Origin of the sequence: Novosphingobium sp. SG919 (assembly GCF_012932495.1) — a bacterium.
Classification (GTDB): Bacteria; Pseudomonadota; Alphaproteobacteria; order Sphingomonadales; family Sphingomonadaceae; genus Novosphingobium; species Novosphingobium rhizosphaerae.
This window is the reverse complement of record NZ_JABCNG010000001.1, coordinates 108,193-133,818: the sequence shown is the minus strand read 5'-3', so window position 1 is coordinate 133,818 and position 25,626 is coordinate 108,193. Positions and strand designations below refer to the sequence as shown.

General features: G+C 68.0%; 25 protein-coding genes. 15 read left to right on the top strand and 10 right to left on the bottom strand.

The genetic code is table 11. The features are described 5' to 3' along the window. Positions 1-72: 72 nt before the first annotated feature. The 6 genes from FHT19_RS00550 to FHT19_RS00525 form a co-directional block, all read right to left on the bottom strand. Positions 73-501, bottom strand: a complete 429-nt coding sequence (locus FHT19_RS00550) for a DUF5990 family protein (RefSeq protein WP_169473310.1) — start codon at positions 499-501, stop codon at positions 73-75. Positions 502-690: 189 nt separating this feature from the next. Further along, positions 691-2,436 (bottom strand): ParB N-terminal domain-containing protein, encoded by a 1,746-nt coding sequence (locus tag FHT19_RS00545; protein ID WP_169473308.1) that lies wholly within the window; start codon positions 2,434-2,436, stop codon positions 691-693. Between the two features lie 107 nt (positions 2,437-2,543). Further along, the gene (locus FHT19_RS00540; RefSeq protein WP_169473306.1) at positions 2,544-2,972 is read right to left on the bottom strand and encodes a DUF2958 domain-containing protein; all 429 of its coding nucleotides are present in this window, start codon (positions 2,970-2,972) and stop codon (positions 2,544-2,546) included. Next, positions 2,969-3,946, bottom strand: coding sequence for a zincin-like metallopeptidase domain-containing protein (locus FHT19_RS00535; protein WP_169473304.1), 978 nt, complete (start codon positions 3,944-3,946; stop codon positions 2,969-2,971). The genes FHT19_RS00540 and FHT19_RS00535 overlap by 4 nt, the downstream gene beginning before the upstream one ends. Before the next feature lie 560 nt (positions 3,947-4,506). Continuing rightward, positions 4,507-5,031 (bottom strand): DUF2285 domain-containing protein, encoded by a 525-nt coding sequence (locus FHT19_RS00530; RefSeq protein WP_248290214.1) that lies wholly within the window; start codon positions 5,029-5,031, stop codon positions 4,507-4,509. Between the two features lie 25 nt (positions 5,032-5,056). After that, positions 5,057-5,272, bottom strand: a complete 216-nt coding sequence (locus tag FHT19_RS00525; RefSeq protein WP_169473302.1) for a DUF6499 domain-containing protein — start codon at positions 5,270-5,272, stop codon at positions 5,057-5,059. Between the two features lie 776 nt (positions 5,273-6,048). Between FHT19_RS00525 and FHT19_RS00520 the strand changes: the two genes are divergently transcribed. The 8 genes from FHT19_RS00520 to FHT19_RS00485 all read left to right on the top strand — a co-directional run bounded on the left by FHT19_RS00520 (position 6,049) and on the right by FHT19_RS00485 (position 11,506). Beyond that, the gene (locus FHT19_RS00520) at positions 6,049-6,522 is read left to right on the top strand and encodes a sigma factor-like helix-turn-helix DNA-binding protein (protein ID WP_169473300.1); all 474 of its coding nucleotides are present in this window, start codon (positions 6,049-6,051) and stop codon (positions 6,520-6,522) included. 49 nt (positions 6,523-6,571) lie between these two features. After that, the gene (locus tag FHT19_RS00515) at positions 6,572-6,880 is read left to right on the top strand and encodes a hypothetical protein (RefSeq protein WP_169473298.1); all 309 of its coding nucleotides are present in this window, start codon (positions 6,572-6,574) and stop codon (positions 6,878-6,880) included. Positions 6,881-6,911: 31 nt separating this feature from the next. Beyond that, the gene (locus FHT19_RS00510; RefSeq protein WP_211184803.1) at positions 6,912-7,403 is read left to right on the top strand and encodes a hypothetical protein; all 492 of its coding nucleotides are present in this window, start codon (positions 6,912-6,914) and stop codon (positions 7,401-7,403) included. A gap of 154 nt (positions 7,404-7,557) precedes the next feature. Then, positions 7,558-7,926, top strand: a complete 369-nt coding sequence (locus FHT19_RS00505; protein WP_248290213.1) for a MarR family transcriptional regulator — start codon at positions 7,558-7,560, stop codon at positions 7,924-7,926. 151 nt (positions 7,927-8,077) lie between these two features. After that, a complete protein-coding gene (locus tag FHT19_RS00500) occupies positions 8,078-8,704 on the top strand; it encodes a GntR family transcriptional regulator (protein ID WP_169473297.1) in 627 nt (208 codons plus the stop codon). 166 nt (positions 8,705-8,870) lie between these two features. Then, the gene (locus FHT19_RS00495; RefSeq protein WP_169473295.1) at positions 8,871-9,005 is read left to right on the top strand and encodes a benenodin family lasso peptide; all 135 of its coding nucleotides are present in this window, start codon (positions 8,871-8,873) and stop codon (positions 9,003-9,005) included. Positions 9,006-9,110: 105 nt separating this feature from the next. After that, positions 9,111-9,764, top strand: coding sequence for a lasso peptide biosynthesis B2 protein (locus FHT19_RS00490; RefSeq protein WP_169473294.1), 654 nt, complete (start codon positions 9,111-9,113; stop codon positions 9,762-9,764). Beyond that, entirely contained in the window at positions 9,761-11,506 is a 1,746-nt protein-coding gene (locus FHT19_RS00485) for an asparagine synthetase B family protein (RefSeq protein WP_169473293.1), read from the top strand. The genes FHT19_RS00490 and FHT19_RS00485 overlap by 4 nt, the downstream gene beginning before the upstream one ends. A 12-nt stretch (positions 11,507-11,518) precedes the next feature. Here the strand turns inward: FHT19_RS00485 and FHT19_RS00480 are convergent, their stop codons facing one another. From FHT19_RS00480 to FHT19_RS00465, 4 genes are read right to left on the bottom strand one after another with little or no spacing between them, the layout of a single operon-like run. Then, a complete protein-coding gene (locus tag FHT19_RS00480) occupies positions 11,519-13,663 on the bottom strand; it encodes an Atxe2 family lasso peptide isopeptidase (protein ID WP_169473291.1) in 2,145 nt (714 codons plus the stop codon). 3 nt (positions 13,664-13,666) lie between these two features. After that, positions 13,667-16,219: a TonB-dependent receptor gene (locus FHT19_RS00475; RefSeq protein ID WP_169473289.1), complete on the bottom strand. Its 2,553-nt coding sequence runs from the start codon at positions 16,217-16,219 to the stop codon at positions 13,667-13,669. Positions 16,220-16,279: 60 nt separating this feature from the next. Then, complete coding sequence (locus tag FHT19_RS00470) at positions 16,280-17,374, bottom strand: FecR domain-containing protein (RefSeq protein ID WP_248290212.1); 1,095 nt, start codon at positions 17,372-17,374, stop codon at positions 16,280-16,282. Beyond that, positions 17,371-17,964, bottom strand: coding sequence for a sigma-70 family RNA polymerase sigma factor (locus FHT19_RS00465; RefSeq protein ID WP_169473287.1), 594 nt, complete (start codon positions 17,962-17,964; stop codon positions 17,371-17,373). Before FHT19_RS00465 ends, FHT19_RS00470 begins: the two co-directional genes overlap by 4 nt. Before the next feature lie 380 nt (positions 17,965-18,344). Here FHT19_RS00465 and FHT19_RS00460 point away from each other — a divergent pair, with 380 nt between their 5' ends. Genes FHT19_RS00460 through trbJ form a run of 7 tightly spaced genes read left to right on the top strand, consistent with a single transcriptional unit; the run spans position 18,345 to position 25,613 of the window. Then, on the top strand, positions 18,345-20,387 hold the full coding sequence (locus tag FHT19_RS00460; protein ID WP_169473285.1) for a conjugal transfer protein TraG: 2,043 nt from the start codon (positions 18,345-18,347) through the stop codon (positions 20,385-20,387). Positions 20,388-20,389: 2 nt separating this feature from the next. After that, complete coding sequence (locus FHT19_RS00455; protein ID WP_169473283.1) at positions 20,390-20,794, top strand: CopG family transcriptional regulator; 405 nt, start codon at positions 20,390-20,392, stop codon at positions 20,792-20,794. Beyond that, the gene (trbB, locus tag FHT19_RS00450; protein WP_211184804.1) at positions 20,791-21,789 is read left to right on the top strand and encodes a P-type conjugative transfer ATPase TrbB; all 999 of its coding nucleotides are present in this window, start codon (positions 20,791-20,793) and stop codon (positions 21,787-21,789) included. The genes FHT19_RS00455 and trbB overlap by 4 nt, the downstream gene beginning before the upstream one ends. Further along, positions 21,786-22,118 carry a TrbC/VirB2 family protein gene (locus FHT19_RS00445; protein WP_169473281.1) on the top strand — a complete coding sequence of 111 codons (333 nt, stop codon included), beginning with the start codon at positions 21,786-21,788 and terminating at the stop codon, positions 22,116-22,118. The genes trbB and FHT19_RS00445 overlap by 4 nt, the downstream gene beginning before the upstream one ends. Continuing rightward, positions 22,115-22,399 carry a VirB3 family type IV secretion system protein gene (locus tag FHT19_RS00440; RefSeq protein ID WP_169473280.1) on the top strand — a complete coding sequence of 95 codons (285 nt, stop codon included), beginning with the start codon at positions 22,115-22,117 and terminating at the stop codon, positions 22,397-22,399. Before FHT19_RS00445 ends, FHT19_RS00440 begins: the two co-directional genes overlap by 4 nt. Beyond that, positions 22,393-24,837 (top strand): conjugal transfer protein TrbE, encoded by a 2,445-nt coding sequence (trbE, locus tag FHT19_RS00435; RefSeq protein ID WP_169473278.1) that lies wholly within the window; start codon positions 22,393-22,395, stop codon positions 24,835-24,837. Before FHT19_RS00440 ends, trbE begins: the two co-directional genes overlap by 7 nt. Positions 24,838-24,854: 17 nt before the next feature. Then, the gene (trbJ, locus tag FHT19_RS00430) at positions 24,855-25,613 is read left to right on the top strand and encodes a P-type conjugative transfer protein TrbJ (RefSeq protein WP_169473276.1); all 759 of its coding nucleotides are present in this window, start codon (positions 24,855-24,857) and stop codon (positions 25,611-25,613) included. Positions 25,614-25,626: the final 13 nt, after the last annotated feature.

The window sequence follows — 25,626 nt, the reverse complement described above, 5'->3', positions numbered from 1 at the left end:
CAGCCCATCCCCGTTCAGGAAAGGCCCGTCGGGGAACGCTCCCAGGCTCTGCGTGCGGCCGGTTTCGGCAGCCTAGCGCGCGACAAGCACCCGGTGCAGCACGGGGACCGTGGCGCAAGCGGGGCTGCCATCCTTGCCGGTGCCACAGACGGTGGAGACGATGATCCCACCTTGCTTCGCGCGCGCGAGCAGCTCCGGCGCGATATCGTGGATGTCGATCTTCATCCGGCGCGACCAGGGCGAGGCAGGATCGCCGGCCGCCTGGCCCACGCGCACATAGACGAAGCGTCGGATGGGCCCTTCGGCGCGCACCTGATCACCAAAGAACCTGGGGCCGGGTCCGACGCGCACGGCGAAGTCGAACGCAAGCGCTTCCCCCTCGCTGGACTGTGCGGCGTCCAGCGGATGGCCATCTTTGGATTGCAGACTGTGCCGCACGCCGGGTACGGGCCGGTCGATCACGATCCGCATCGCGATTTCCGTGGTGTCCGTCCGCTTCATCGCCGCTCTCCCGTGCCCTCGCGCGCGCCCGTCGCCAGCGCCGCCGGTCCAGCATAAAGCGCCCGCACCGGCTGATCCAGCGCGGGTGCGAACACATCATCGCCGCGCGGCCGAGCCCTTTGGGCGAGGCCGCGCGGCGCAAATTTCCGGCAGGGGAAAGGCGGGCGGGATGCCTCCCGCCCGCCCCCATCACGCCGCCTCGGGCAGCGGCTGTTCTCCATCCGCCTCCGGCTCTGCCGAACCATCGCCACGAGCCATGTGGCGCGCGGCGACGACCCGGGCATGGGCGGCAACCGTGCCGACGCCGCCGCGCTCGGTATAGGCCGAGGGCGGGAACTGCATCCAGCGCGGCACCCAGCGCGCGACCTTGTCCCGGCCTTGCGCGCCGGTGAGATGGTCGGCGATGATCTGCCTGAGCGTCTTTGCCTTCTCGCCCGCGTTGGCAGCGGCAACCACCTCGCCGGCCACCTCTGCCGTGATCCGGCCCAGCACGTCCCGGTCGCGCAGCAGCGTGAAGAAGGCGTCATCGGCTTGCCACCAGTCGGCCATGGCAATGCCGAGTTCGCCGCCCACGGCCTCGACCGCCGCCGAACCGGCCGCGAGGGTTTCGCCGATGACGATGGGCAGGACGCGCATCACGGCCGCGTCCGGCAGGGCGACCAGACGCAGGAACAGTCCGGCCACGCCATAGTCGTCGCCGTTGCCGCCGGTGACGGTCGGTTCTTCGGCAGCAAGGCCCAGCGTGTCGAGAACCACCCGCCGCTCGGCGCCAAACACCGCTTCGGCGCGAGCGGTTGCGATGCTTTCGCGGACGGCATCATGGCGCGTTGCCTGCGGTTCGGGCCGAACGCTCCACAGCGGCGAGCCGACGATGGCGTGGGCGACCATGAGGCGCAGGGCCAGGCCGGGCTGACCGATCAGCGCGGCCCGCACCGCCGCATGGCGGTGCAGGTCGACATAAGTCTGGAGCGTGGAGGTCAGTTCGGGACGGGACGGCTTGCGCGCCTCGGGCAAGAGGGCCGCTTCGCCACGCGCGATCCGGCGGGCTTCGGCCCGGGTCATGTAGCCTTCGTGGAACGTCACTTCGCCGGTTGCGCGCACATCGATGTAGACCCGCCCGCCCTTGCGCTTTGCGGCCTTCTCGTATTCCCAGGCGTGGAAGTGCTCGGTGGGCGGGATCACGACGACATCGGCCCAGCCTGCGGCGCAATAGGCATCGCGCGCGGCGGCAATCGCCGCATGCTGCGCGGCCCAGAACGCATCGGGGTCGGTGAAGTAGCGATCCTCGCCGAACAGATCGGCGATGGTCGCGCCGCCGAAATCAGCCAGGTCGAACAACGCGAAGCGCACCGGGATCGACTGGCCGCCGAACAGCCAGGCCTTTTGCTGGCTCTTGCTGGCCAGCGTCAGGTGTCGCACCGTGACGCGGTCGATCCGCTCGGCGCGGTAGAGCTCGCGGATGCGCGGGAGCAGGTTGCCGAGCGCGAGGACGCGCCGGACGGAGAGTTCGGGCAAGCCGAACGTGAGGGCAATCTCGGCGGCACTCCGCCCTTCCCTGACCAACCGGGCGAAGCTTTCCCATTGCCGCACTTCGTCGGCATCGAGCCGGGCCATGTTCTCGATCATCGAGGCCTCGATGGCGGCGGCATCGTCGCCCTCCTCGAGGATCGCGCACGGCAGGAGCAGCGCATCGGGATCGATGTCACCGGCTTCCCGCCGTTCGTCCGCGACGATGCGGCTGCCGTGAAAGCGGCGGCTGCCCGCGACGATGCCGCAGCGGCCATCCGGGTCGGGCGGGCGGACCAGCAGCGCCTGGATGACGCCGCGCGCGCGGATGGTCGGCAGGAGGTCGGAGACATCGGGGGCCTTGCGGCCAAAGCGCATGTTGGTCTTGTCGACGTAGAGCTTGTCGAGCGGGATATGGTCGAGTTTCATGGGTCATCACCTTTCTTGCACAAGGTGCCGGTCACGCGATTTGCCAAGTTTGTGGCGGGACCGGCACGGGGATGGCGGCGCGGTGCGCCGCCGTGGGTCATCCCCCGTCAGGACGGGGGAGACTCGGGCGCCGCCGGTGCCTCGCCCGCATCCGGGCCGAGGCGCCAGAGCATCGCCTGGGCGCCGAGGATCGAGCCGGAACGGCGCGCCCAGGCGTCCCAGACCGAGAGCGGATGCGCGGTCGAAAATGCGCAATCGCGTTCGATGGCGAGGCCAAAGGGCAGCCGCACGGATGCGATTTCCGCAAGGCTGAAGGAACCGCGTTCCGGGCAACCGAAGCCAAGATCGGCGAGGCCGAACAGCGTATCGCCATCCTCGGCCAGTTCGGTCGCCAGCCATGTCGCTGCGCCCATGGGGTTGAACAGCTTGAGCACGGGCCGGAAATCGGGTTCGGCAAGGCCGCCGCGCATGGCGGCGTCATGGCGCATGGCGTTGGCGCGCAGGGCCGCGCGCAGATCGTCGGGCAGCAGGATCATGCCGCGATCCTTTCGTCTTCCCGGGCCCGCGCGGCGGCATGATGGCGGGACAGCAGCCAGTCGGCCGCCTTGGAAGCGGCGCTGGCGGCGCGGAAGATGGCGCGGTTGTCCTCGCGCAGAACGTCGAGCCAGGCGCCGAGGTAATCGGCATGCCGGACCGTCGGGACAATGCCGAGCGCCGCGCAAAGAAACGCCGAACCCATTTCGGCAATGAGTTCCTCGCGGGCATAGTCCTTGCTGCCGAAGCGGTTGGTCAGGTCGCGGTTCAGCCGCTTGGCATGGCCCGTCGGGTGGCACAGTTCATGAAACGCGGTCCTGTGCCAGTTGACCGGCTCGAAGAAGGCGGCCTGCGGCGGCACGACGACAAGGTCGGCATCGGGCGCATAGAAGGCTGTGTCCCCACCCACCCGGAAATCGACGCCCGATGCCGCGATCACCGATTGGGCAAGAGGCGGAATGTCGCACTCGGGCAATGGCAGGGGATCGCCGCCAAGGCCGGCTGGAAGGCCATCGCACTGGGCGACGTTGAACACGGTAAAGCGCTTGAGGAAGGGAACCGCCTGGGCCTCGTCGCCATCGCGCGCGGCGCGTTCGGCTTCGGCCTTGGGGGTGAAGCGGTCGGAATAGACCACGCTCACGCCGCGCTCGCCCTTGCGCACGCAGCCCCCCGCCTCGCGCGCCTGGCGAAAGGTCAGCCAGCCTTGCGAAGGCCAGCCGCTGGCGATGACGGCGCACCACAGGATGAGAATGTTGACGCCAGAATAGGGCCGGGCCGTCACGGCATTGCGCGGCAAGCCGGGCCCGATGCCCAGCCCTGCCTGTTCGGCCTTGGCCCAGGGCTGGACCCACGGGAAGCGCCCCGCCTCCAGTTCCGCGACGATGCGCGCGGTCACTTCGTCATAGAGGCTGGCGCGTTCGTCCCTGTTGTCGCTGCGATCCTTGCGGGCCGCACTGTGGCGCGATGATCTCGGCATGACCGTTCCTTTCCAACCACCCTGAAAAAGGCACGAAGCCTCCCCGCGAAGGCGGGGGTGGGCGGCGAAACGCGACCAAGAGGCCCGGCTGCAGCGGACAGGGACACCGTCAGGGCGGAACGGACGTGGAGCACCCCGCGCAAAGCGCAGCGGGCGGGGTTGTCCCTGGCCGCGACGGGCCTAGGCGGGAGCGCCGGCCACCTCCGCCGCGCCGGGAGAGGCAAAGCGAACAACGCCGCCGCGCGGATCGCGCGGCGTCCATGATCGTGCGCCAGCGATCGCCACCGTCCGGCCGAGACCCGCCAAGGGGCTCGGGGGCGAACCCGGTGAGCCCTGGAGCGCGGTCGCGGCCATGCCGCGAGGCGCCCCACCCCTGTTGATGTGGCCCTGTCGATTTGGCCCTGTTGCTGCCGCCTTGCCGATGTGCCCCCGCCGAAGACCCCCTGCGGCCTTGCACCGTGCCTTCCCGCGACAAACGAAGGCATGGCCCTGGCCTTTTCCCAACGCAGGCCCGCCAAGCGCCCCGGGACATGGCGTGCGTCAGGTTGGTTGCCGACCTGTCATGGGCTTCCCTCAGGCCAGGATTGCAGAATCACGGCTGGCCCGCCGGCGCAGAGGGCGGACCCGGCCGCCACCAGCCGGCGGGCCAGCGACTTGCGGTGCTCGCCGGCCCCGGGCCAGTCGCCCGGTCCCAGGACAAGGTCGGCAATCTCGCGCAGGCTCGCACCCGAAGCTCGGGCATCGGCGGCAAGCAGCGCCAGGTGCTGGCGGCGCAGGCGCTGCGGCTGCGCGCAGGCTCTGGCCGAAAGATAGATGCGGCGCAGGGCGGCGAGCTGCCGCCCGAGCCGTGCGTCGGCGACGATCTCGAAACCAAGCAACACGGGGCGTGTGGGCAGATGTCCCGCGACGAGATCGATGCGGGCGACATCGCCTTCGCAGTCGAAAGCGATGTGCTCCCCTTCCGCGTCCGCAATGCGCCGCGCGCTGCGGGCCCGGGCGTCGAAGAGCAACGACGCGCCCGTTTGCTGCGACACGATCCGTGCGCGCAGGACGCAAGGATCCGCCTCGACCGACCAGACCGGCACGACCTGGGTAGAATCCGCCCCCGGATCAGCGGCAAAAGTGCAGCCCCCAGCGGCGGGCCAGGTTGGTCCCGGGCGCAGCGGCCGATCGGTCGATCCCACCGGCCAAGCCACGCGACAGCCCCATCGCACTGTGCCAGGCGGCGCGATAGGCCGGGTCGCGTCGCAAGACTTCCCAGGCAAGCCCGGCGCGCCCGCGACGTGACAAAGCCGCGATGCGCTGCGCCAAGACGCTGCCGCTCATGGTCTTGGGCCAGGCAGAGCCCGCGACCGCGCAACCAGGCGCGCGCGAGACGCGCAAGGCGGCGGTACCGGCAGGACGCCGGCATCCATCGCGAAGAACAGGCTTGTAGACAGCCCGTGCATGCACCCCCCTTTGCCGTGATGACGCGCCCAGGGTCCGCTAGGGATGCCGGCCGCATCACCCAGCACGCCCCGCGCCGCATGCGCTCATCGTCCCCGAGGCGGGCGCGCGTCACCCCCCGAAGATCGTGGGGCATTTCCCCACGGGCTGTCTGCGGCGGCCGATCACGCCGATACCGGCCGCGCTCCCGGCGCATACCGGAGGCGAAGCCAACGACGGTGCAATCCGTCCCGATCCCATCACTCGCGCGTTCCGGTTGCCATGTCGCTGCGGAGCGGTGGGAGCCGACCGCCCAAGCCCGAATCATCCGCAGCGACGGAGGCAGGACGAGTCTTCGGCTCATCTCATCCCGAGCTTGCCACTTTTGGGCGCGCGACCTTGTCCGGCGGGTGTCGCTGGCCTTGCGCGGCGGCGGGAGCGGGTTGGAAAAGGGCAATTCCCCGATCCGTCACCGGCTCGCGATGGTGTTCGTCCTTCGCGGCAAGGGGTTGGTTTGGTTGCCAAAGATACCGCAGACCGCTTGCGCGCAGACGGGCGGAAGGAGGTGCAAAGCAGGTGCGAACGACATCTGACAAGATGCCTGGGAGGCCCATCGCCGCGCCTGCGCAGACCCTCGCTTGTCATCGTCTCCGGCCCGACGTGCCAAGGTCGCCGCAATGACGGACGCCGTGGACACGCTCGCACTTCGCCTTTCTCCACGGCACCGCGAATGCCTGTGGCATGTCTTTCACCTGCGGACGTCCAAGGAAATCGCCATCGCGCTGGGCATCGGCGTCGGCACGGTGGATTCCTACATCGCCGAAGCGGTGGCGATCCTGGGGGCGCCGAACCGCCGTCGCGCCGCCGAACTGCTCTACGGCGGCCGCGATGGGACGACCCCCGGGAAAATCGAGGGCGAAACTCCGGGGGTAGCGGCCAGCCTGGACGATCCCCCACTGCCCGACCCAGGGATGCAGGTCGGCGAATGGCATGTCCTGCTGCCCTTCCGCTACAAGGGAGCACAGCGCAATGACCTCGGACCTATCCACCGCCTGTTCTGGTTCATCCTCATCGTCCTCGCCGGCGCCGCAAGTTTCGGCATGCTCGCCGTCGGGCTCGAAGTCCTCTCCCGGCTTCTTGCGGAAGCCTGAGGCCGGCCAGTGCAAACCGGCACCGGGCCCGGCACCTGGCATTGCCGCCTTGGCGGGCGACCTACACGCCTATGAGAAGCTGCTCCAGGCGCTGTTCGCGAAAGGCGGCGAGCTGTCGACCTCGGCCATCCTCGCGCAAGTCGGGGGCAATCTGTCTCCCCTCGCCGGCCATCAGGTCCTCACCGCCATCAGCCATGCCCAGCTGCAGACCTCGAATGCGCTCGGGCATATTGCCGAGGCCCACCGCATGCTGGAAGCGCTGGGGCGCAAGCTGGGAATCGACGTGGATGCGTTTGGCGACGTCCTCAAGCCCCCCGCGAGTGCGACGCTCAAAATGCCATCGGGGGGAAGCGGATGAGCGAGCGTGGTGCCGACCTTGCGAGTCCCCGATGACCGAGATCATCGTGTTCCTCCTCCTGATCGCGGCGGTCACGATCCATGCCGGCTGGCGCGGAGGCGCGCCGGAACGCTATGCGGCAGTGGCCATGCTGCTGGCGGCCATCGCGACAAGCCTGACGAACCTGAAGGCGCCGCTGCCGTTCCGCACCGTGCAGTGGCAGTTGGTCTGGATCGACACGGCGCTCTTTGCCGTGTTGTTCTTCATCGCGCTCACCGCGAACCGCTTCTGGCCGCTGTGGATCGCGGCGATCCAGTGCCTGGCGCTTGGCGCCCACGCATCGCGCGCCTTCGCGTCCGATATCCTGCCGCTCGCCTATTGGTTCATCCTCGGCAAACTCGCCTACCCGATGCTGTCGCTGCTCGTCATCGGGACCGAGCGCCACCATCGGCGCAGCCGTCGTGGCACAGTCGATGGGCAAGCGACCAGAGCGGCGCGATGGCAGGGCTCGCCGTCTCTGGACCCAACCACGCCGCGACAGTGAAGCGCGGATCGGACAACTGCACCCGATTCGATCCGTCCGCGTCCGAGGACGGGACGCAACCTGGCTGGCCAGGCCACGAGGCGTGGGCATGGCCGCGTTGAGCGGATCGCCAGGGCCGGCCATGCGAGCCGAGGCATGTCGCATCCTTGCCAGGATGCGCGAGGCCACCGGCGCCTGCTTTGGGAACGGTTTTGCCGCGACCCTGCGCCTCGACATGCTGGCGGAGCTCTATCTCGCCGAGTGCGAAGATCGCCAGCTCCACGCGTGGAGCCTGTGCCTCGCGTTGCAGGCGCCGCCGTCGACAGCACATCGCAAGATCGGCGAATTGGAGCGGCGCGGCCTGGTGAGCAGCCGTCGCGGCGCGGCCCCGGACAGCGATGGCAGCGCGACCCGGCGCGACAACCGCTACAGGCGCGTCCGCCTGACACCGGAAGGCCGGGAGAAGACATGCCGGCTGCTGGACCAGTTGCTGCAGATCTGGAGCGGAACCGGCCGACAGGACGCGACCCGTATGACGCCATAGCACGCGGTCGCAACCACATGCCGGCAAATCAGCGGCGCAGCAGGCATGACCGGCACAACCTGGGCGCGAGACGGTGGCAAGCGCCCGCCAGGTGGCAGCCTGATCACAAGACAGAACACCGATGCATCGTTATCCGCGAAGGAGCAGCTTGATGGCCCCTGAGCCTGCGACGGCCGATCACGTCTATCGGCGTGTGCGGCGCGAGATCGTCGAAGGCACACTCTTGCCCGGCCAGGTGCTCAAGCTCGGCCAGTTGACGGACGCATTCGGCACCAGTGCGACCCCTGTCCGCGACGCTCTCAATCGGCTGGTCGGTGAGCGGTTCGTCGACCTGCTGCCGGGGGGCGGTTTCCGCGTTCGGCCGCTCAGTCCCGCGCGGCTGGCAACCCTCTACCAATGGCATGGCCAACTGATGCAGCTTGGGCTTGGCACCGGCGTCTCCCAGCCGGCAAAGGCGCGCATCGGCGCGCTCCGGCGCGACCTGGGTCGGCCGGATCAGCTCGCCACCGCGACCAGCGCCCTCTTCGCCGTTCTGGCATCGGACGCCGGCAATGCGGAACTCGAGGACGCGCTCACCGCAGCGTCGCAGGCCCTCGCCCGCGCCCGGGCGCTGGAGCATCGTCTGCTCCCCGGTCTTCGCGACGAGCTGTCGCAGCTCATGGTCACAATCGAAGGCGAGGCTGTGAGCGCGGCGCGCCAGGCGATGGCGCGCTATCACCGCAAGCGCATCCGACTGAGCCCAACACTCCACAAGATGATACCATCAGGACATGTTTAGCGATCGTATCGTGGACAAGGCGCAAGATACGGCCTTGCCGATCAGCAATAGTACCTCCCATTCCCGCCGACCGACTCTCAATCTGGGACAATATAAGTTCGCGTCTGAACCGGCGTCATCATACTTTTCCTGTGCTGCATTAGGGCAGCGAAAAGGAGAAGACGAAATGGAACGTACCAGCGAAGAGCGTCGTGACGACGTGGTCGAACTCGGCGCCGTGAGCGTCGAAACCAAGGGCATCGCCGGTGGCCAGGTGGATCTGCCCGCCGGTCAGGGCCATGCCGGCATCCTCGACGACTGAGCGACCGCTTGGCGCATCCCTCACCGGATGCGCCAAGCCTTGTGCCACTGCGAATGGCGCGGCCGGCCGCTGCCGACGCCCGCCTGCCGGAAGCGAGAATGCCCCATGGCCCGTCCGGAGATTGCCTGGTGCCAGGTCGGCGCGCGGATCGTCGTCATCGACATTGCACGCGATATCTATCTGCAATTATCACCGCATCTGGTCGAGGCCTTGCATGCGCTTCGAAGCGGCAGCGCCCTTGGCGACGGACTGGCTGATCGGTTCGAGTGCTTAGCCAGGATCGGCCTCTGCGACCCGGATTTCGGCCGCCCGGTGGCGCCGACCAGCCTTGCCGTGCCCGAACGCGACCTGCCGCCGCGCAGCATCAACGCGCGATGTCGCGCGCCATGGGCGGTAGGGACAGCGCTGGCCCGGATCGTCATCGCGCGTATCGCGGTCCGCGTCATCCCCCTGCGCGCGCTGGTGGCGTGGATCCGGCGCCTCCAGGCCCAACCATCGGCATCCCGACCGCCAGACAGCGAAGCGGTCCAGACCGTCCTGTTCGTCCGGGCGCGGCAGCTTGTGCCCGCGCAAGGAACCTGCCTGCCCGACTCGATCGCGCTGCTGCACTTCCTGCGCGCGCGCGGGATCGCCTGCCACATGGTGCTCGGCGTTCGGCTCGATCCGTTCGAAGCGCATTGCTGGATCCAGAGCGCCGATGCCATCCTCGGCGATACCCACGAGCGCGTCGCCTGCTTCACCCCGATCCTGCAACTATGAGCCTCGCGCGCTATCTGGGCGTGGTCCTGCTCGGACAGGACCGGCCAGGTCCGGCCCGAGCGGCGTCGCGCAACGTCGCATCGCAACTGGGCCTGGCACCATGTGCCGCAGCGACCAGGCACGTCCTCTACGCTGCCGGTCCAGGTGAAGCCATCGACGGCTTTCCCGCAGCAACCCACGTGGTGGGACCGGCGTTCGCCCGCGCGCCCGGCGGTTCCCCGTTCGTCGGGACCATCGACCGCAACGCCGCCCCCGCCCATTTTCTCGAGACGATCGAAGCGAAATGGGGCGCTTTCGTGGCCTGGACCAGCAGCGAAGCAACCGGCGAGGTCTTTGTCTATCGCGATCCGTCGGCACGCTGTCCCTGCTACTACCGGCGCTGGGGCGACGAAGTGGTCATCGCCTCGCACGTGCCGTTCATCGAGGCCCTGACCGGCCGCGCCCAGGCCATCAACTGGGCGGTCGTTGCCGACGAGCTGCTCTACCCGGACCTTGTCGGGCGGGCGAGCGCGCTGCGCGATATCGCGGAGGTCCTGCCAGGTGAAATCCTGCGCATCGGACCGGCCGGAGTCTCCCATCACGCGCTGTGGAGCCCGGCCAAATTCATCGACGCGGCAGCCGTGCCCTCGTCCGAAGCGGCGCAGGACGAGGTCACGCGGGCGGTGGACAATGCGTGCCGGGCATGGTCGCACCATATCGGGCCGCTGGCCCTGACGCTGAGCGGCGGGCTCGACTCTTCGGTGCTCGCGGCAACGCTCCCCGGCCTTCGTCATGCCGTCACGATGATCAGCGGCAGCGGCAGCGGCGACGAGCGGGCCTTTGCCGGCGACGTATGCCGGCATTTTGATCTTCAATTGCATGAGCTGCAACTTTCTCCCGCCGACGTCAGCTTATCCGTCTCGGAGGCCGCGGAGCGCCCGCGACCGTCGGCGCGTGCCTTCACGCAGAGCCTGGTCAGGCATGCCCTGGCGCTCGCCGACGATGTCGGCGCCAAGGCGTTCGCCTACGGCAGTGGCGGCGACAACGTCTTCTGCTTCCTGCGCTCGGCCACGCCCGCCAGCGACAGGCTGGCCGTGCAAGGGCCGGGCGCGGGTTATTGGAAGACGGTGATGGAGGTCGCTGCCGTGACCGAATGCTCGCCGTTCCTGATTGCCCGGCGATCGCTGGCAAAACTTTTGCGCCGCCGCCAGGCCTGGACCTGGCCACGCGACGAGCGCCTGCTTGCTCCCGCGCTGCTCGAGACGCACAGATCGCATCCGGCGCACCCATGGTTTGCCGAATTCGCCGACCTGCCCGTCGGCAAGCGCGAGCATGTCGCAGCGATCATGCGCGGCCTCGCTCTGGTCGATTATCTCGACAGTGCAGGCGGATTGCCGACCGTCTATCCGCTCCTGTCGCAGCCGGTATTGGAAGCCTGCCTGCGCCAGCCAACCTGGCTCTGGTATGAGGGCGGCATCAACCGTGCGATCATCCGTCGCGCCTATGCGCAAAAGCTCCCCGGCAGAGTCGTCCAGCGCGCGTCGAAAGGCGGGTTTACCGGTCTGGTGCGCAGCCTCTATCTCGACAACCTGGCCCAGATCCGCGGCATGCTGCTCGACGGCGAACTCTGCGCGCAGGGAATCGTCGACCGCCAGGCACTCGAGGCCGCTCTGGCCAGGCCGCCGGTGGCAGCGGATCACACCTATGTGCGGGTCATGCGGTTCGTCGATGTCGAGGCCTGGCTGGCGGCACGGCGCGGCTGACGCGGCGCAACGTCATGGCGCTGCTGTCTCCTCAGGTTTAAACCAGCGCTCGAACCAGGCGAGGTTGCGCTCATAGACCGCGAGCCGATGCGCGGGCTGGAGCTTCACATGGGCCTCGCCGGGAAAAACGTACATCTCGGCCGGCCAACCGGCATTCTTCACGGCCGTATAGGTCGGCAAAGCCAGGCGAAACTCCTCTTCCCCCGCCTGGATCAGCAAGGGGACCGGCGGCAGTGCGCCAAGATTGGGTGCCAGGGATCCCTGCTTCCAGAAGTCGGGCCGATCCGCGTTGAACCTGGGATAGCCCGACTTGGCGTACCAGTCCTCGAACCCCGGCCCAAGACTGGCCATCATCGCGGGGTCCTCGCAGCAAGTGCTGAGCGCGGCAGCCTTGAACAGCCGCGAATGGATGAGGGCGAACGTTGCGGTCGAGGCACCGTCGCTTTGTCCGGTGATGCCGATGCGGGCAGGATCGGCGATGCCGCGCGCGATCAGGCGCTCGACGACGATTTGCAGCGAGGACTGGACACTGCGGCGGTCCGACCAGTCCTTCTGATTGGCCTGGAGAAATCCGAACAAGTCGCGCGGCTTGTCGCGCAGGGCATACCATGGCGGTCGGGTGAAGCTGAGCACAGCGAACCCCCTGGCTGCGAAAAGTTGGATCGGGAATTCATCGGCGGTCCCGCCGCGCAGGAAGCCGCGTGAATCATATTGCACGACGATGAGCGGCACGGGATGGCCCGGACGATATGCGGGGGGAAGGACCAGGTCGGCGAAAGTGTCGATCCCGAAAGCATTGCGCCAGGCCAGCCGCTCGGACTGGCCAAGCCGGATCGCCGCGAATTCAGGATTGGGATCGTAGATCGTGTGGACCTGGCCGGTTTCCGGATCGATGCCGATCACATGGCGGGGCACCGTGGCGGCTTCCGCGGTACAGACCAGTTCGCGCGGGCCGAGCTGACAACCGAGCCAGGGGTCGGTGGTCTGGTGCAGCAGCTGTGGTGCGCCTTTGCCCAGATCCCAGCGCAGCAGTGCCGTCTCGCTGCGCGCGACGCCTTGGCGGCGCAGGAAGAGAATCGTGTGGGCATCGCGTTTCCACAGCGCGACGACGTCGGTGCAAAGCGCTTGCGGACAAGGCAATTCATGGCCGTCGACCATGACATGCAGAGCGTCGGGCGCAAAAAAGGCGTGGGGCTCGGCAGGCGCCAGCCAGGCACGATCGTCCCCCGTGTCGAGCAGCACCGCTTGCGTGGCGCCATCGAGCCAACCGGGGGTGCCCGCCGGGTCGAGCACCAGGCGCTCGCGCTCCGTCGCTGGGCGCAGGCTGCGCTCCGCCAGCCCTATCACCTCGACGCGGCTGGGGACCGGCGATGGCGGATGCGGCCGGCCCCCGACCAGCGGCCAGAAGCGTCCATCATAGCGCCAACCGTGGAGTCCCTCGGCGTCGATCTGCCTTTCCGCATCAAGCAGGGCGTCGCGGCTGCGATAGACGATCGCTTGGCCGTCGGGCAGCCACTGGAAATCGTCGATCGACACGCCGGAATGGGTCACCTGCGTCTCGTCCGATCCATCGGCTCCTATCACGAACAGCTGCATCACACCGCCGATCGCCTTGGTGAAAGCGAGCCGGCCGCCATCGGGCGACCAGCGCAGCACCGAGGGCACCGGTGCCCCGGTCACCAGTCCGGCAAAGCCATACTTGTCGAAGGACAGCTTGATCACTTCGCCGCCATCGGCGATGCGCCGCGCCGGCGCAGGGCTGTCCGTGTCCTTGACGAGAATGCCGGTGCAATAGCGATTGGCGATGGGATCGCCACGGCGGAGTTGCAGCGCGATATGCCGGCCATCGGGCGACAGCGCGGCTGGGGGGCCAGGATAGGCATCGAACTGCATGCCGCCGAAATCGCGCAGCCGCACGAGGTCGAGCGCGGTGATGGCACGCTGCGTCCCGGCGGGCGCCGAAGTCGGCGCGGGCGGCATCAGGTCGCAGGGCGCCTGGCTAGCCCAGGATAGCCCCGGGACCAGTGCCAGACCAAGCGCAAGGCCGCCCAGCGCCGCGTGCAGCGTGATCCTCCTTTCATGGGACTGCGCCCGCTGCCACCAAGCTGGGCCGCGGACCCGGTCTGATCTCTCGCACGAAGAAAAAGGGTCGGTCATCGCCTACCAATCCTTGGTCAGCGAAACGCTGATGAAGCGCCCGATCGCGGACTGGTTGGTGGAATCGTAGCTGACATAATAGTCGGCCACGGCACGGGCATAGGCGGGCTTGTCGTTGAACAGGTTGCGCACCGCGAGCGCAAAGCCCAGTCCCGGGATCGGCCCTTGCGGGGATGCGCGATAGACCAGCGCGAGATCGAACGTCGTCTGCGATGCGACTCTGACAGACGGACTGCTGCGGGTATCCTGGACCGCGCCGGTGTAATTGGCGAAGGCCGACGCGCTCAGGGAGCGGCGCGTCCATGTCGCGCCGGCGCGACCGCGCCAGTGCGGTGGGTTGAAGATCGTCCCGGCCAGTTCGGTCACCGGCAGCGAAGGGTCGAGCTGCTGGCGCGATTGCAGCCAGGACGCCGAGCCGTTGAACACCAGCTTTTCATCCGCGCCAAGGTCCGCCTCGTAGCGCGCCGTGACATCGACACCCCGGATCTTCTGGCGGGCGACATTGAAGAAGGCGTTGTAGACAGAAGCGACGACAGCGCTGGGTTCATAGGCGAGACCGGAGTAGTTGTAGAGCGGCACCGGCGCTGCCGCGATCAGCGCGGCCTGCTCGGCAGCTGAAGGATAGGGATCGACGAAGCGCGCGAGCGTCTGACCACTGAGCGCCGTGTAGAAGTCGGTCCCCTGGAACGGCTGGGCCACCCTGTCGCGATAGGCTATCTCGAAATAGCTGCCTTCCACCTGCAGCCCGGGCACGGCGCGCGGATGCGCCGTCGCGGTCACCGACCAGGACGTGGCGCGCTCGGGCTTGAGCGCGCGATTGCCGCCGTTGATGAGCAGCACGGTGGCATCGGCGGGGTAGCCCGTGCCGCCGAGCGTCGTTGCGGCATAGAGAAAGGCATATTGCGGCTGGTATTGCTGGTAGAGCGTGGCCGCCTTGAAGGACTTGCCCCAGGATGCCTTGACATCGATATCCGGGCTCGGCGCGTAGATCGCACCCAGCTTGGGCGTCAGCACCGCGTCGATGCCGGGATATCTCTCGTAGCGCAGGGCGCCGCTCAGCGACAGGCGGTGAATGGCGGTGATCGCTTGCCCGGGCGACACCAGCGGGACGTAGATCTCGCCAAAGCCATAGTAGCTGTCCTGATGGGCGTCGATCGGGGCAGGCAAGCTGACGGAGCGGTTGAGATAACCATTGTCGCGATAGCCCGCCCCGGCAGCAAAACGGATCGCGCCCGCCGGAATATCGACAAGGTCGCCCTGCGCGCTTGCTTCGAGCGACTTCACCGAATTGCAGTAGCAGTAGGGATAGGCGCTGACCGCACCGGCGGCCGTGATGGTGAACTGCTTGGTGTCGGTATGGTCCTCGCCATAGACACCGCTCAGGGCAAAGGTGAGCGAAGGCGACGCGGCGAACGTCAGCGACGGCGCGATCGAGAACGACTGGTTGGTCGGCTCGGTCGTATAGCGTGAGCTGCCGGGGACCTGCAGGACCGTGGCCGAGCGCCGCCAGTTGTAGAGTCCATCGATGTTGAACGTCAGGTCGGGCGCAAGGGCCTGGTGGAGGCTCAGCACGGCACTGTGCCGCGTCAGGCCGGGCAGCAGCGTGGTATTGCCCGGCATGTACTGGGTAAAGCTGCGCTGCCGCGCCGTAATCGCGGTGTCCTTCTCGAAATCGTACGTCGCGATGAGACCGCCACCGTTCCACTTGGTTCCGGCCACGAGGCTGTACTGCTGCTGCGTATCGCCGCCATCGGTCGCGCCGCCAACCCGCGCCGTGGTGGAAACCCCGTCATAGTCCTTGCGCAGGATGATGTTGGCAACGCCGCCGACCGCGTCCGAGCCATAGATTGCCGAGGCACCGTCGGCGACGATCTCGATGCGCTCGACCGCGACCAGCGGGATCGCGTTGACGTCGATCGCCTGGGTGAACGAACCATAGGCCAGGCGGTGGCCGTTGAGCAGAGTCAGCGTGGCATCGGGTCCGAGCCCGCGCAGATTGATGCTCGATGCCGAGTTCTGGTTGTTGTTGCTCCCCGGCGCGCCCGGCGCCACCCCCGGATTCTGTCCTCCGGCAAAGCTCTGCGGCAGGGTGCGAACCGCTTCGCCGAGATCGCTCTGGCCGGCCCGGGCGATGTCGGTGCTGCTGAGCGTGATCACCGGCGAGGCCGGCGGGGCCCCCCGGATGCGCGAGCCGGTCACCACGATCGCGCCAGCTTCCCCCGCGTGGTCCGCTACCGCTTGCGGCGCCTGCGATCGCCCCACGACAAGGACACTCCCGTCGCGCTCCACGATGACGAGGCCACTGCCCGCGAGCAGCAGGTCGAGCGCCTCCCGGAACGTGTAGGCACCATCGATCGGGCCGGACGTCTTGCCGGCGACCACCTCGGGGGTAAAAATGATCTCGCGCCGCGATGCGCTGCCCAGCGCGCGCAACGCATCGCCGAGGCTTTGCGCGGGCAAGTGCAGCTCTTGGCGCGCTTCCTGGGCCGCAGCAGGAACGGCCAGCGCCCACAGGCTCGCCGCAAGCAAGAATGCATTCGATCTCTGGTGTTTCATGGATACCCCCCTGGCGCCATTGCAGGCCGTTCGGGGGTATCCATGCCGGCCCAGCGGAATTTATGAGGGTGGGCAGGAATTTTTTGTGTCGCGCTTGCATCGGTGGGCGAGCACGATGCCGGACGGGCTTTCCTCGAGCGACAGATCGAGCAGGGCGGCGAGGTTGCCGGCAAGGCGGTCAGGCTCGCGGATGCGGAATGTGCCCGAGACGCGCAGATCGCCGAGCGCTGGGTCGGCAAGTTCTATCGGCCTGGCGGCGTAGCGATTGGCTTCCGCGATAAGCTCGCGCAACGGTACGTCGGTGAAATCGCGCAACGGGCTTGGCCAATCCGTGCGAGCCAGCGGCGTGATGCGTGGCGCGCTATCACCAACGCCGCCGATCGCGAGGCCATGGCCGGCGCTGAGCCGGATGACCGCCCCGCCGCTCCGGGACGACACGGCCGTGGTGCCGACGGCGGGCGGCTGGCGAACCTCCACCACGCCTTCGATCAGATTGACACTGGCACCGGTAGCGCCGCGCAGCGCCACGTCGAAGATCGTGCCACGAGCGAGGATCGAACCTCCACCGGCGGTCACGACGAAAGGACGCGGCTCGTGCGCGACAAAGAAGCGCGCGCGGCCGCGGAGCAGAGCCAGATCGCGCCGCTGCGCCGAGAGAGCCACCTGCACGCGGCTGTCGGCATCGAGGATCACGCGCGACCCGTCGGCAAGACGGAATTCGCGCACGTCGCCAGGTGCGGTAACGAGACTGGTGGCCTCACTGCCCGGCGCTGCAGGACTGCTCGCCGCGATCAACGGATGGCGCGGTCCGATGGCGCGCATGGCGCTCGTGGTCAGCGCGATCACCACAGGCACGGCCACCACGCAGAGGACCAGCACGAGGACCGGGTTGCCGATGAGCCGCCCCAGCTTCGCAGTGCCGAGACGCCGGGCGGCCTTGCCAGGATCGGCCGCAGGGGATGACGGCTTGAGCCCTTTTCCCAGGCTGAACACTTCGCTGACATGGTTGTAGGCCTGGCGATGCGCCGGATCGGCCAAGAGCCAGGTCTCGAAATGCGCACGCTGCGCTTCGGCCTCGGGTCCGCGCATGAGCGCGAACCACATGGCCGCATCCTCGCGCAATTCGCGCATCCGCAGTCGATCGATCTGGGTCATTCGTTTTCAAGAGCCGTGGAGATGTGGGCCAGCGCCCGCCCGACATGATACTGGACGGTCGGAATGCTGATGCCGAGCCGCTCGGCGATTTCGCGATAGGTCAGCTCTTCGAGGCGGTGAAGCAGAAAGGCCGCGCGGGTTCGCTCGGGCAGGCTCTGCACCGCCGCCGCGTAGCGCGCCATGACATCGGCGTGGGCAAGACCGTCCTCCTGCGACGGCGCCACGGCGATCTCGCCAGCCGCCTCGATGGGAATGTGGGATGCCGCCATGCGGCGCGCGCGGCGCCGGCTTCGCTCGAACAGCAGGTTGCGCGCGATCCGCTGCAGATAGGGCGCGGGATGGGCAAGGCTTTCGCGCGCCATGAAAGCGGCAAGCCGGGTGAAAGCCTCCTGGACCAGATCGGGCGCTTCGTCCGCCTCGCCAAGCCGGCGGCGGAAGAAGCGCGCGAGGCGCGGCGCTTCGGTGCGGTAAAGCCCGTCGATCCGGCCGGCATCGCCCTCCTGCTCTGCATCCGGAGCGGTCCCGGACTCCGGCTCGGCGGCCGGCGCCGCAAGTCGGCGTTCGCCCGCAAGCGCCCGGGCATGTCGCATTGGCATGGAAACGCAAGACCTCGACGGGCCGGCAGGCATCGCGCCCCGGGACAATCCGGAGTTGGCGATAGCGGAGCGACGCGCGAGGTCTTCGAAAGAACCCCTGCCATCCGACCACCGGGTCGGATGTAGTGATGCCTGGCAGAACAGGAGGAAGGCGGGTGCCGGCGATCGACGCCTCCGCCGACCATGATACGCAATCATCCGCGCCAAGCAAGACGTGGCGCACCCCCTCGCCCGTGGCGGCGCCGCGCCCGGGTCGCGGCGGACATCGGCGAGAAGGCTCGCGACCCCTGCCAGCATCTCACCCTGGCAGCCGGCCCGTGCGATCCTCACCCATGACCGCCCCTATGGAATCTCGGGTGCGGTCGGAGGCACGCATGACCCCGACCAAACTGCTCATCGGCCAGATTCTCGTCGTCTTCGCGATCGTCGTCGCGAGCATGTGGACGGCCACGCAATGGGCCGCCGCCCGGCTGCTCTACCAATCCGAACTCGGGCATCCCTGGTTCGAGCTGCTCGGCACGCCGATCTATCACCCCTGGTCGATCTTCCCCTGGTGGTTTTCCTACGACGCCTACGCCCCGGCGATCTTCGACAAGGCGGGGGCCTTGGCGGCCACGGGCGGATTCCTCGGCTGCGGCGCGGCCGTGTTCGGTTCGCTCTGGCGCGCGCGCCAGTCGGGCAGTGTCACGACTTATGGCTCGGCGCGCTGGGCCGGTCTCAAGGATATTGCCAAGGCCGGGCTGCTGGGCAGCAGGGGCGTCGCGTTGGGCCGCGTCGGCGACCACTATCTGCGCCACGATGGCCCCGAACATGTGATGGCGTTCGCCCCCACCCGCTCGGGCAAGGGCGTGGGCCTCGTCGTGCCGACCCTGCTGTCGTGGACCGGCTCGGCCATTGTCCACGACATCAAGGGCGAGAACTGGGAACTCACGGCCGGCTGGCGGTCGCGTTTCTCCCATTGCCTGCTGTTCAACCCCACGGACGCGCGCTCGGCGCGCTACAACCCGCTCCTGGAAGTGCGCCGGGGCCTAGACGAAGTGCGCGACGTCCAGAATATCGCGGATATCCTGGTCGATCCGGAAGGCGCGCTCGAACGGCGCAGCCATTGGGAGAAGACCAGCCACGCCCTGCTGGTCGGTGCGATCCTTCACGTCCTCTATGCCGAGGAAGAAAAGACGCTGGCGCGGGTGGCGACGTTCCTGTCCGATCCCCAGCGTCCGTTTAAAGCAACGCTTCGCCGTATGATGACCACCAATCACCTGGGCAGCGAAGAGGCGCCGGCGGTTCATCCGGTCGTGGCCTCCGCCGCGCGCGAACTGCTCAACAAGAGCGAGAACGAGCGCTCGGGTGTGCTCTCGACCGCCATGTCGTTCCTCGGCCTCTACCGCGATCCCACCGTCGCCGAAGTCACGTCCGCCAGCGACTGGCGGATTGCCGATCTCACGCAAGCGCCCCATCCCGTCTCGCTCTACCTCGTCGTGCCCCCGTCCGACATCAGCCGGACCAAGCCGCTCATCCGCCTGATCCTCAACCAGATCGGGCGGCGGCTGACGGAGACGCTGCACACGGGCGAGCCGAACCACCGCGGCGATACCAAGCGGCACCGCCTGCTGATGATGCTCGACGAATTCCCCGCACTGGGCCGCCTCGATTTCTTCGAGACCAGCCTGGCCTTTCTCGCCGGCTATGGCGTCCGGGCGTTCCTGATCGCCCAGAGCCTCAACCAGATCGAGAAGGCCTATGGCGAGCACAACGCCATTCTCGACAACTGCCATGTCCGCATTGCCTTTGCCAGCAACGACGAGCGCACCGCCAAGCGCATTTCCGACGCGCTTGGAACCGCGACCGAACAGCGCGCGATGCGCAATTACGCCGGCCATCGCCTCGCCCCCTGGCTGGCCCATGTCATGGTCAGCCGCCAGGAGACGGCGCGCGCCCTGCTGACGCCTGGCGAAGTGATGCAGCTCAGCCCGGCGGACGAACTCGTGCTGGTTTCGGGGCATCCGCCGATCCGCGCCAGGAAGCTGCGCTATTATGAGGATCAAGCGTTCGCCGAGCGGGTACTTGCCGCGCCGGCGCTGGACCACAGCGACTATCCCGACCTGCCGCCGGCCCGCGGCAACCCCTGGGCCGGACAGGTGCGAGGGGCCGACGAGCGCCTGGCCATCGTAGCCGATACGCAGGCCCCCGCCGAAGATGGCGGCCTGGAGCAAGCACGCCATCCGGCGCCCGAGATCGGGCCGGCATCGCCGGCGGCGCCGGAGCCGGTCGATCCCCTCGGCCTGGGTGATGACGATGGCGACGGCACTGTCGAGCGCCACACCATGGACCGGGTGCAGGCCACGGGTGCCGCGCGCACGGTCTACGGCCTCGATGCCGGCAGCGCCCGGCCCGATGACCTGCGGCTGGATTTCTGACGATGGCGCAGAAGGTCCGACACCAGCTGTTCCTGCCCGCGCCGCTGAGCGAGCGGCTCGAGGCGCTTGCCACCAGGCCGGGGACATCCAAGTCCGCGATTCTCGCCGATGCCGTCACCGCCTGGCTCGATCGGCGCGGTGCCTCCGCGCTGGAAGATCGCTTCGCGATCCGGCTGGACCGGATGAGCCTGGCGATCGGGCGGATCGAACGCGACACCCACGTCGTCCTCGAGGCGCTCGCCCTGTTCATCCGCTTCGAGCTCTCCATCCAGGCGCCGCTGGCCGAAGACGACCAGGCGGGCCGGGCGCTGGCGGCCAGGCGCTTCGAGGCCTTCGTGCACCAGGTTCGTCGCCAGGTTGCCACCGGACGCCGCACGCTCCAGCCGATGACGGACGAGCAGCCATGACGGAAAGCCTGTCTGCCCAGCGCCGCAGGCGCATGCTTGTCACCGCGCTCGGCGCCGACATTGCCGGTGCCATGGCCGATCCCGCCGTGGTGGAGATCATGGTCAATCCCGATGGCGCCCTGCGTCTCGACCGGCTTGGCGACGGGCGCACGGACACGGGCCGCCAGCTGCCTTGCGATCAGGTCGAGCGCATCATCCGCCTGGTTGCCAGCCACGCCCGGGCCGAAGTCCACAGCGACTGGCCGATCATCTCGGCCGAATTGCCGCCCCATGGCGAAGGACGCGCCGGCGAACGCTTCGAAGGCGTCCTGCCGCCGGTGTCGCCCGCGCCCTGCTTCGCGATCCGCAAGCCGGCGCGGCGCCTCCATACCCTCGCCGACTATGTCGCGGACGGCATGATGAGCAAGGCGGTTGCCGATGCCCTTCGCGCGGCGGTGACCGCGCGCCGCAATATCCTTGTCGCCGGCGGCACCAGCTCGGGCAAGACCACGCTGGCCAACGCGCTGCTCGCCGAGATGGCGCCGGGCCGGGCCGGGCGCGATGCCCGTGTCATCCTGATCGAGGACACGCGCGAGCTCCAGTGCCCTCTGCCCGATACGGTCGCCCTGCGCACCCGCCCGCCACACGTCACGATGAGCGACCTGGTCCGATCGACGCTGCGCCTGCGGCCCGATCGGATCGTCGTGGGCGAAGTCCGCGGCCCCGAGGCGCTCGACATGCTCAAGGCCTGGAACACGGGCCATCCCGGCGGGGTGGCGACAATCCACGCCAACAGCGCGACAGCGGCGCTCACCCGCCTGGAACAGCTGTGCCAGGAGGCGGTGATCACCGTCCCGCGCCCGCTTATTGCCGAAGCGATCGATGTCATCGTGTTCATCGCCGGCCGCGGCATCGACCGCCGCGTCGCGACCGTCGCGGAAGTTACCGGCCTCTCGAACGTGACCGGACTCTACGAACTCACCGAGCTCAACATCCCCCCAACCCAGGAGACATGATCATGACGCTTTCCCAAGTACGCACCCATGGCCTGCGTGCCGCGTGCATCGCGCTCGCATTGACGTTTGCCAACCAAGTCCAGGCGGCCGGCTCGGGCATGCCGTGGGAAGAACCGCTCCAGAAGCTGCTGGAATCCGTACAAGGCCCGGTGGCCAAGATCGTGGCGGTGATCATCATCATCGTCACGGGCCTGACTCTAGCCTTCGGCGAGACAGCCGGGGGATTTCGCCGCCTCATCCAGATCGTGTTCGGGCTGTCGATCGCGTTTGCCGCGTCCAGCTTCTTTCTCTCCTTCTTCAGCTTCGGCGGCGGAGCGCTCATCGCATGATCGCCCCGAACCCCGCCAGCACCTCGCATATCGCCGGCTTCGAAGTGCCGATCCATAGCGCCCTGGGCAGTCCGCTGCTGCTCGGCGGCGCGCCGCGCGGGATCGCGATCGTCAACGGCACGCTGGCGGCAGCAGTCGGCCTGGGTCTCCAGCAATGGCTTGCCGGCCTCGCCCTCTGGGCGGTCGGGCACAGCGTCGCGGTCATGGCCGCGCGCCGCGACCCGAGCTTCGCCCCTGTCCTTATCCGCCATCTTGTCCAGAAGGGCTATCTGGCATGCTGAGCCTGCGGGAATATCGCGACCGCGCGGAGCGCCTTGCCGACCATCTGCCCTGGGCCGCGCTGGTGGCACCTGGCGTCGTCCTCAACAAGGATGGCAGCTTCCTGCGCGTGCTCGCTTTCCGCGGGGCCGATCTCGAGTCCGCGACAGAAGCCGAGCTGGTCGCAGCCTGCGCCAGGGCCAACAACGCCCTGAAGCGGCTGGGCAGCGGCTGGGCCCTGTTCTTCGAGGCCGAGCGCTGCGAAAGCTGCGCCTACCCGCAAAGCGATTTTCCGGATGCCGCAAGCTGGCTGGTGGACGCGGAACGGCGCGCGGCCTTCGAGGCCGAAGGCGCGCATTTCGAGAGCCGCTACCATCTCACGCTCACATGGCTGCCACCTGGCGACGCGCAGGACGGCGCCGGGCGTTCGCTCGTCGAACGTCCCGAAGCCGAGAAGCGGCGTGACTGGCGCGGCGCCCTCGCGCACTTCATCGCCGAAACCGATCGCCTGTGCGACCTGCTGTCCGGGTTCATGGCCGATGTTCGTCCCCTGGACGACGACGCCACGCTGACATTCCTGCACGGCACCATCTCGGATCGACCGCACCCGGTGCGCGCGCCCGACATACCGATGTACCTTGACGGCCTGCTCGCCGACACGCCGCTCACGGGCGGTCTCGCGCCCCGGCTTGGCCGCCTGCACGTCCGGACCCTTACCATCCTCGGCTTTCCCAACATGAGCCGCCCGGGCATTCTCGACGCGCTCAATCACCAGGACTTCGGTTATCGCTGGGTCACCCGCTTCCTTGCCCTGGACAAGACGCTCGCGACCAAGACCCTGACGAGCCTGCGCCGGCAGTGGTTCAACAAGCGCAAATCGATCACCGCATTGCTGCGCGAAGTGCTCTACAACAGTCCCGCGCAGCTGCTCGACAGCGACGCCGACAACAAGGTGGCCGATGCCGACGCGGCGCTGCAGGCCCTGGGCGGCGATCACGTCGCTTTCGGCTATCTCACCACCACGATCACCGTCACCGACGAGCAGCTGGGCGCCGTCGAAGAGAAAGTCCGCTGCGTCGAGCGCATCGTCAACGGTCTCGGCTTCACCTGCATCCGCGAGGGCGTGAATGCGGTCGAGGCGTGGCTCTCGTCGCTGCCGGGACAAGTCTACGCGAACGTGCGCCAGCCACTCGTCCATACCTTGAACCTCGCCCATCTCATGCCGCTCTCGGCGGTCTGGGCCGGACCAGAAAGCAACCGCCACCTTGCCGGCCCACCCCTGCTGCTGGCCAAGACGGCCGGATCGACACCGTTTCGCCTCTCGACCCATGTCGACGATGTCGGCCACATGATGGTGGTGGGGCCGACCGGCGCAGGCAAGTCGGTGCTGCTCAGCCTGATTGCGCTACAGTTCCGGCGCTATCGCGGCGCGCAGGTCTACATCTTCGACAAGGGTAATTCGGCCCGCGCGGCGGTGCTGGCGATGGGCGGTGCGCATCATCCGCTCGGCAGCATCGAAACCGACGGGCATGCGCTCGCCTTCCAGCCCCTCGCCGGCATCGACGACCTGGCCGAACGCGGCTGGGCGGCACAATGGATCGCCGCGCTGCTCGAACACGAGCGTGTCGCCGTCGATCCTGCCGTGAAGGATGCTCTGTGGACGGCATTGGGCAGTCTCGCCTCGGCACCGCGCGAGGAGCGGACCATGACCGGGCTTGCCCTACTGCTCCAGTCGAACGCGCTGCGCGTCGCACTCCAGCCTTATACGCTGGAGGGACCATACGGCGGGCTGCTCGATGCCGCCGAGCAACGGCTTGCGTTCGCCGACCTGCAATGCTTCGAGACCGAGACGCTGCTGGGCATGGGGGCAGCGGTCGCGCCGGTGCTGACCTATCTCTTTCACCGGCTCGAGGAACGCTTCGACGGGCGACCAACCCTGCTGATCCTCGACGAGGCCTGGATTTTCCTCGACCATCCGCTGTTTGCCGCCCGCATTCGCGAATGGCTCAAGACACTGCGCAAGAAGAATGTCGCGGTGCTGTTCGCGACACAGAGCCTGGCCGACATCGCCGATAGCAGCATAGCGCCGGCCATCATCGAAAGCTGCCCGCAGCGGATATTGCTGCCCAACGACCGCGCCATCGAACCGCAGTCGCGCGCCGCTTATGAACGCTTCGGCCTCAACGACCGACAGATCGAACTGGTCAGCCGCGCCACGCCGAAGCGACATTATTACCTGCAATCGGCACGCGGCAACCGCTTGTTCGAACTCGGCCTGGGTCCGATTGCGCTGGCGCTCTGCGGCGCGTCCGATCCCGCCAGCCAGAAGCGCATAGACGCTATTCTCGCCGAACACGGCACGGAGGGCTTCGCTGACCACTTCCTGCGCTCTGTCGATCTAGCCTGGGCGGCCGACCTGATCGGCGCGTTTCCCGGCGCCGCCCCATCCACCCCTTCCTGAACTCCCGCCCCCGGAGAATGACCATGGCCAGAATGCTGACTATCAAGAAAACCCTCATCGCTGGCGCAATCGGCAGCACCGTCATCGCTGCGCTCGGCTTCGTCACACTCGCGCCAAGCGAGCCGGCCCGGGCGCAATGGACCGTGTTCGATCCCTCGAACTACAGCCAGAACATCCTCACCGCCGCGCGCACGCTCGAGCAGATCAACAACCAGATCCGCATGCTGCAGAACCAGGCGCAGAGCTTGGTCAACCAGGCGAAAAACCTGACGACGATCAGCTTCCCCGAGTTGCAGGCGCTCCAGCAGACCATGCAGCAGATCGACCAGCTGATGGGCCAGGCGCAGGGCATCCAGTTCAAGGTCGCAAACCTCGATCAGCAGTTCCGTTCGCTCTACCCCGGCAGCTTCGCGCAGAGCCTGACCACCAGCCAGCAGGTGCAAAGCGCCCGGACGCGCATGGACACTGCGCGCGCAGCCTTCGCGCAGACCATGGCCGTGCAGTCCCAGGTCGTCGAGAATATCGCCGCCGACCAGGCGGCGCTGACCGGCATCGTCGCGCGCAGCCAAGGTGCCGAAGGAGCGCTGCAGGCCAGCCAGGCGACCAACCAGCTCCTCGCCTTGGTCGCCAAGCAGCAATTCCAGATCCAGACGCTGATGGCAGCACAATATCGCGCCGAGGCGATCGAACGCGCGAACCAGGCCCAGTCGCGCAGCGATGCCCAGAGTGCCTCGACGAAATTCCTCGGCTCCGGCCGTGCCTATACCCCCCACTAGGCACGGCCGGCCA

Bases quoted from the DNA above. Each gene is read 5' to 3' on its own strand.
- FHT19_RS00550 (WP_169473310.1), bottom strand. From the start codon at position 501: ATGAAGCGGACGGACACCACGGAAATCGCGATGCGGATCGTGATCGAC.
- FHT19_RS00545 (WP_169473308.1), bottom strand. From the start codon at position 2,436: ATGAAACTCGACCATATCCCGCTCGACAAGCTCTACGTCGACAAGACC.
- FHT19_RS00540 (WP_169473306.1), bottom strand. From the start codon at position 2,972: ATGATCCTGCTGCCCGACGATCTGCGCGCGGCCCTGCGCGCCAACGCC.
- FHT19_RS00535 (WP_169473304.1), bottom strand. From the start codon at position 3,946: ATGCCGAGATCATCGCGCCACAGTGCGGCCCGCAAGGATCGCAGCGAC.
- FHT19_RS00525 (WP_169473302.1), bottom strand. From the start codon at position 5,272: ATGAGCGGCAGCGTCTTGGCGCAGCGCATCGCGGCTTTGTCACGTCGC.
- FHT19_RS00520 (WP_169473300.1), top strand. From the start codon at position 6,049: ATGACGGACGCCGTGGACACGCTCGCACTTCGCCTTTCTCCACGGCAC.
- FHT19_RS00510 (WP_211184803.1), top strand. From the start codon at position 6,912: ATGACCGAGATCATCGTGTTCCTCCTCCTGATCGCGGCGGTCACGATC.
- FHT19_RS00505 (WP_248290213.1), top strand. From the start codon at position 7,558: ATGCGCGAGGCCACCGGCGCCTGCTTTGGGAACGGTTTTGCCGCGACC.
- FHT19_RS00500 (WP_169473297.1), top strand. From the start codon at position 8,078: ATGGCCCCTGAGCCTGCGACGGCCGATCACGTCTATCGGCGTGTGCGG.
- FHT19_RS00495 (WP_169473295.1), top strand. From the start codon at position 8,871: ATGGAACGTACCAGCGAAGAGCGTCGTGACGACGTGGTCGAACTCGGC.
- FHT19_RS00490 (WP_169473294.1), top strand. From the start codon at position 9,111: ATGGCCCGTCCGGAGATTGCCTGGTGCCAGGTCGGCGCGCGGATCGTC.
- FHT19_RS00485 (WP_169473293.1), top strand. From the start codon at position 9,761: ATGAGCCTCGCGCGCTATCTGGGCGTGGTCCTGCTCGGACAGGACCGG.
- FHT19_RS00480 (WP_169473291.1), bottom strand. From the start codon at position 13,663: ATGACCGACCCTTTTTCTTCGTGCGAGAGATCAGACCGGGTCCGCGGC.
- FHT19_RS00475 (WP_169473289.1), bottom strand. From the start codon at position 16,219: ATGAAACACCAGAGATCGAATGCATTCTTGCTTGCGGCGAGCCTGTGG.
- FHT19_RS00470 (WP_248290212.1), bottom strand. From the start codon at position 17,374: ATGACCCAGATCGATCGACTGCGGATGCGCGAATTGCGCGAGGATGCG.
- FHT19_RS00465 (WP_169473287.1), bottom strand. From the start codon at position 17,964: ATGCGACATGCCCGGGCGCTTGCGGGCGAACGCCGACTTGCGGCGCCG.
- FHT19_RS00460 (WP_169473285.1), top strand. From the start codon at position 18,345: ATGACCCCGACCAAACTGCTCATCGGCCAGATTCTCGTCGTCTTCGCG.
- FHT19_RS00455 (WP_169473283.1), top strand. From the start codon at position 20,390: ATGGCGCAGAAGGTCCGACACCAGCTGTTCCTGCCCGCGCCGCTGAGC.
- trbB (WP_211184804.1), top strand. From the start codon at position 20,791: ATGACGGAAAGCCTGTCTGCCCAGCGCCGCAGGCGCATGCTTGTCACC.
- FHT19_RS00445 (WP_169473281.1), top strand. From the start codon at position 21,786: ATGATCATGACGCTTTCCCAAGTACGCACCCATGGCCTGCGTGCCGCG.
- FHT19_RS00440 (WP_169473280.1), top strand. From the start codon at position 22,115: ATGATCGCCCCGAACCCCGCCAGCACCTCGCATATCGCCGGCTTCGAA.
- trbE (WP_169473278.1), top strand. From the start codon at position 22,393: ATGCTGAGCCTGCGGGAATATCGCGACCGCGCGGAGCGCCTTGCCGAC.
- trbJ (WP_169473276.1), top strand. From the start codon at position 24,855: ATGACCATGGCCAGAATGCTGACTATCAAGAAAACCCTCATCGCTGGC.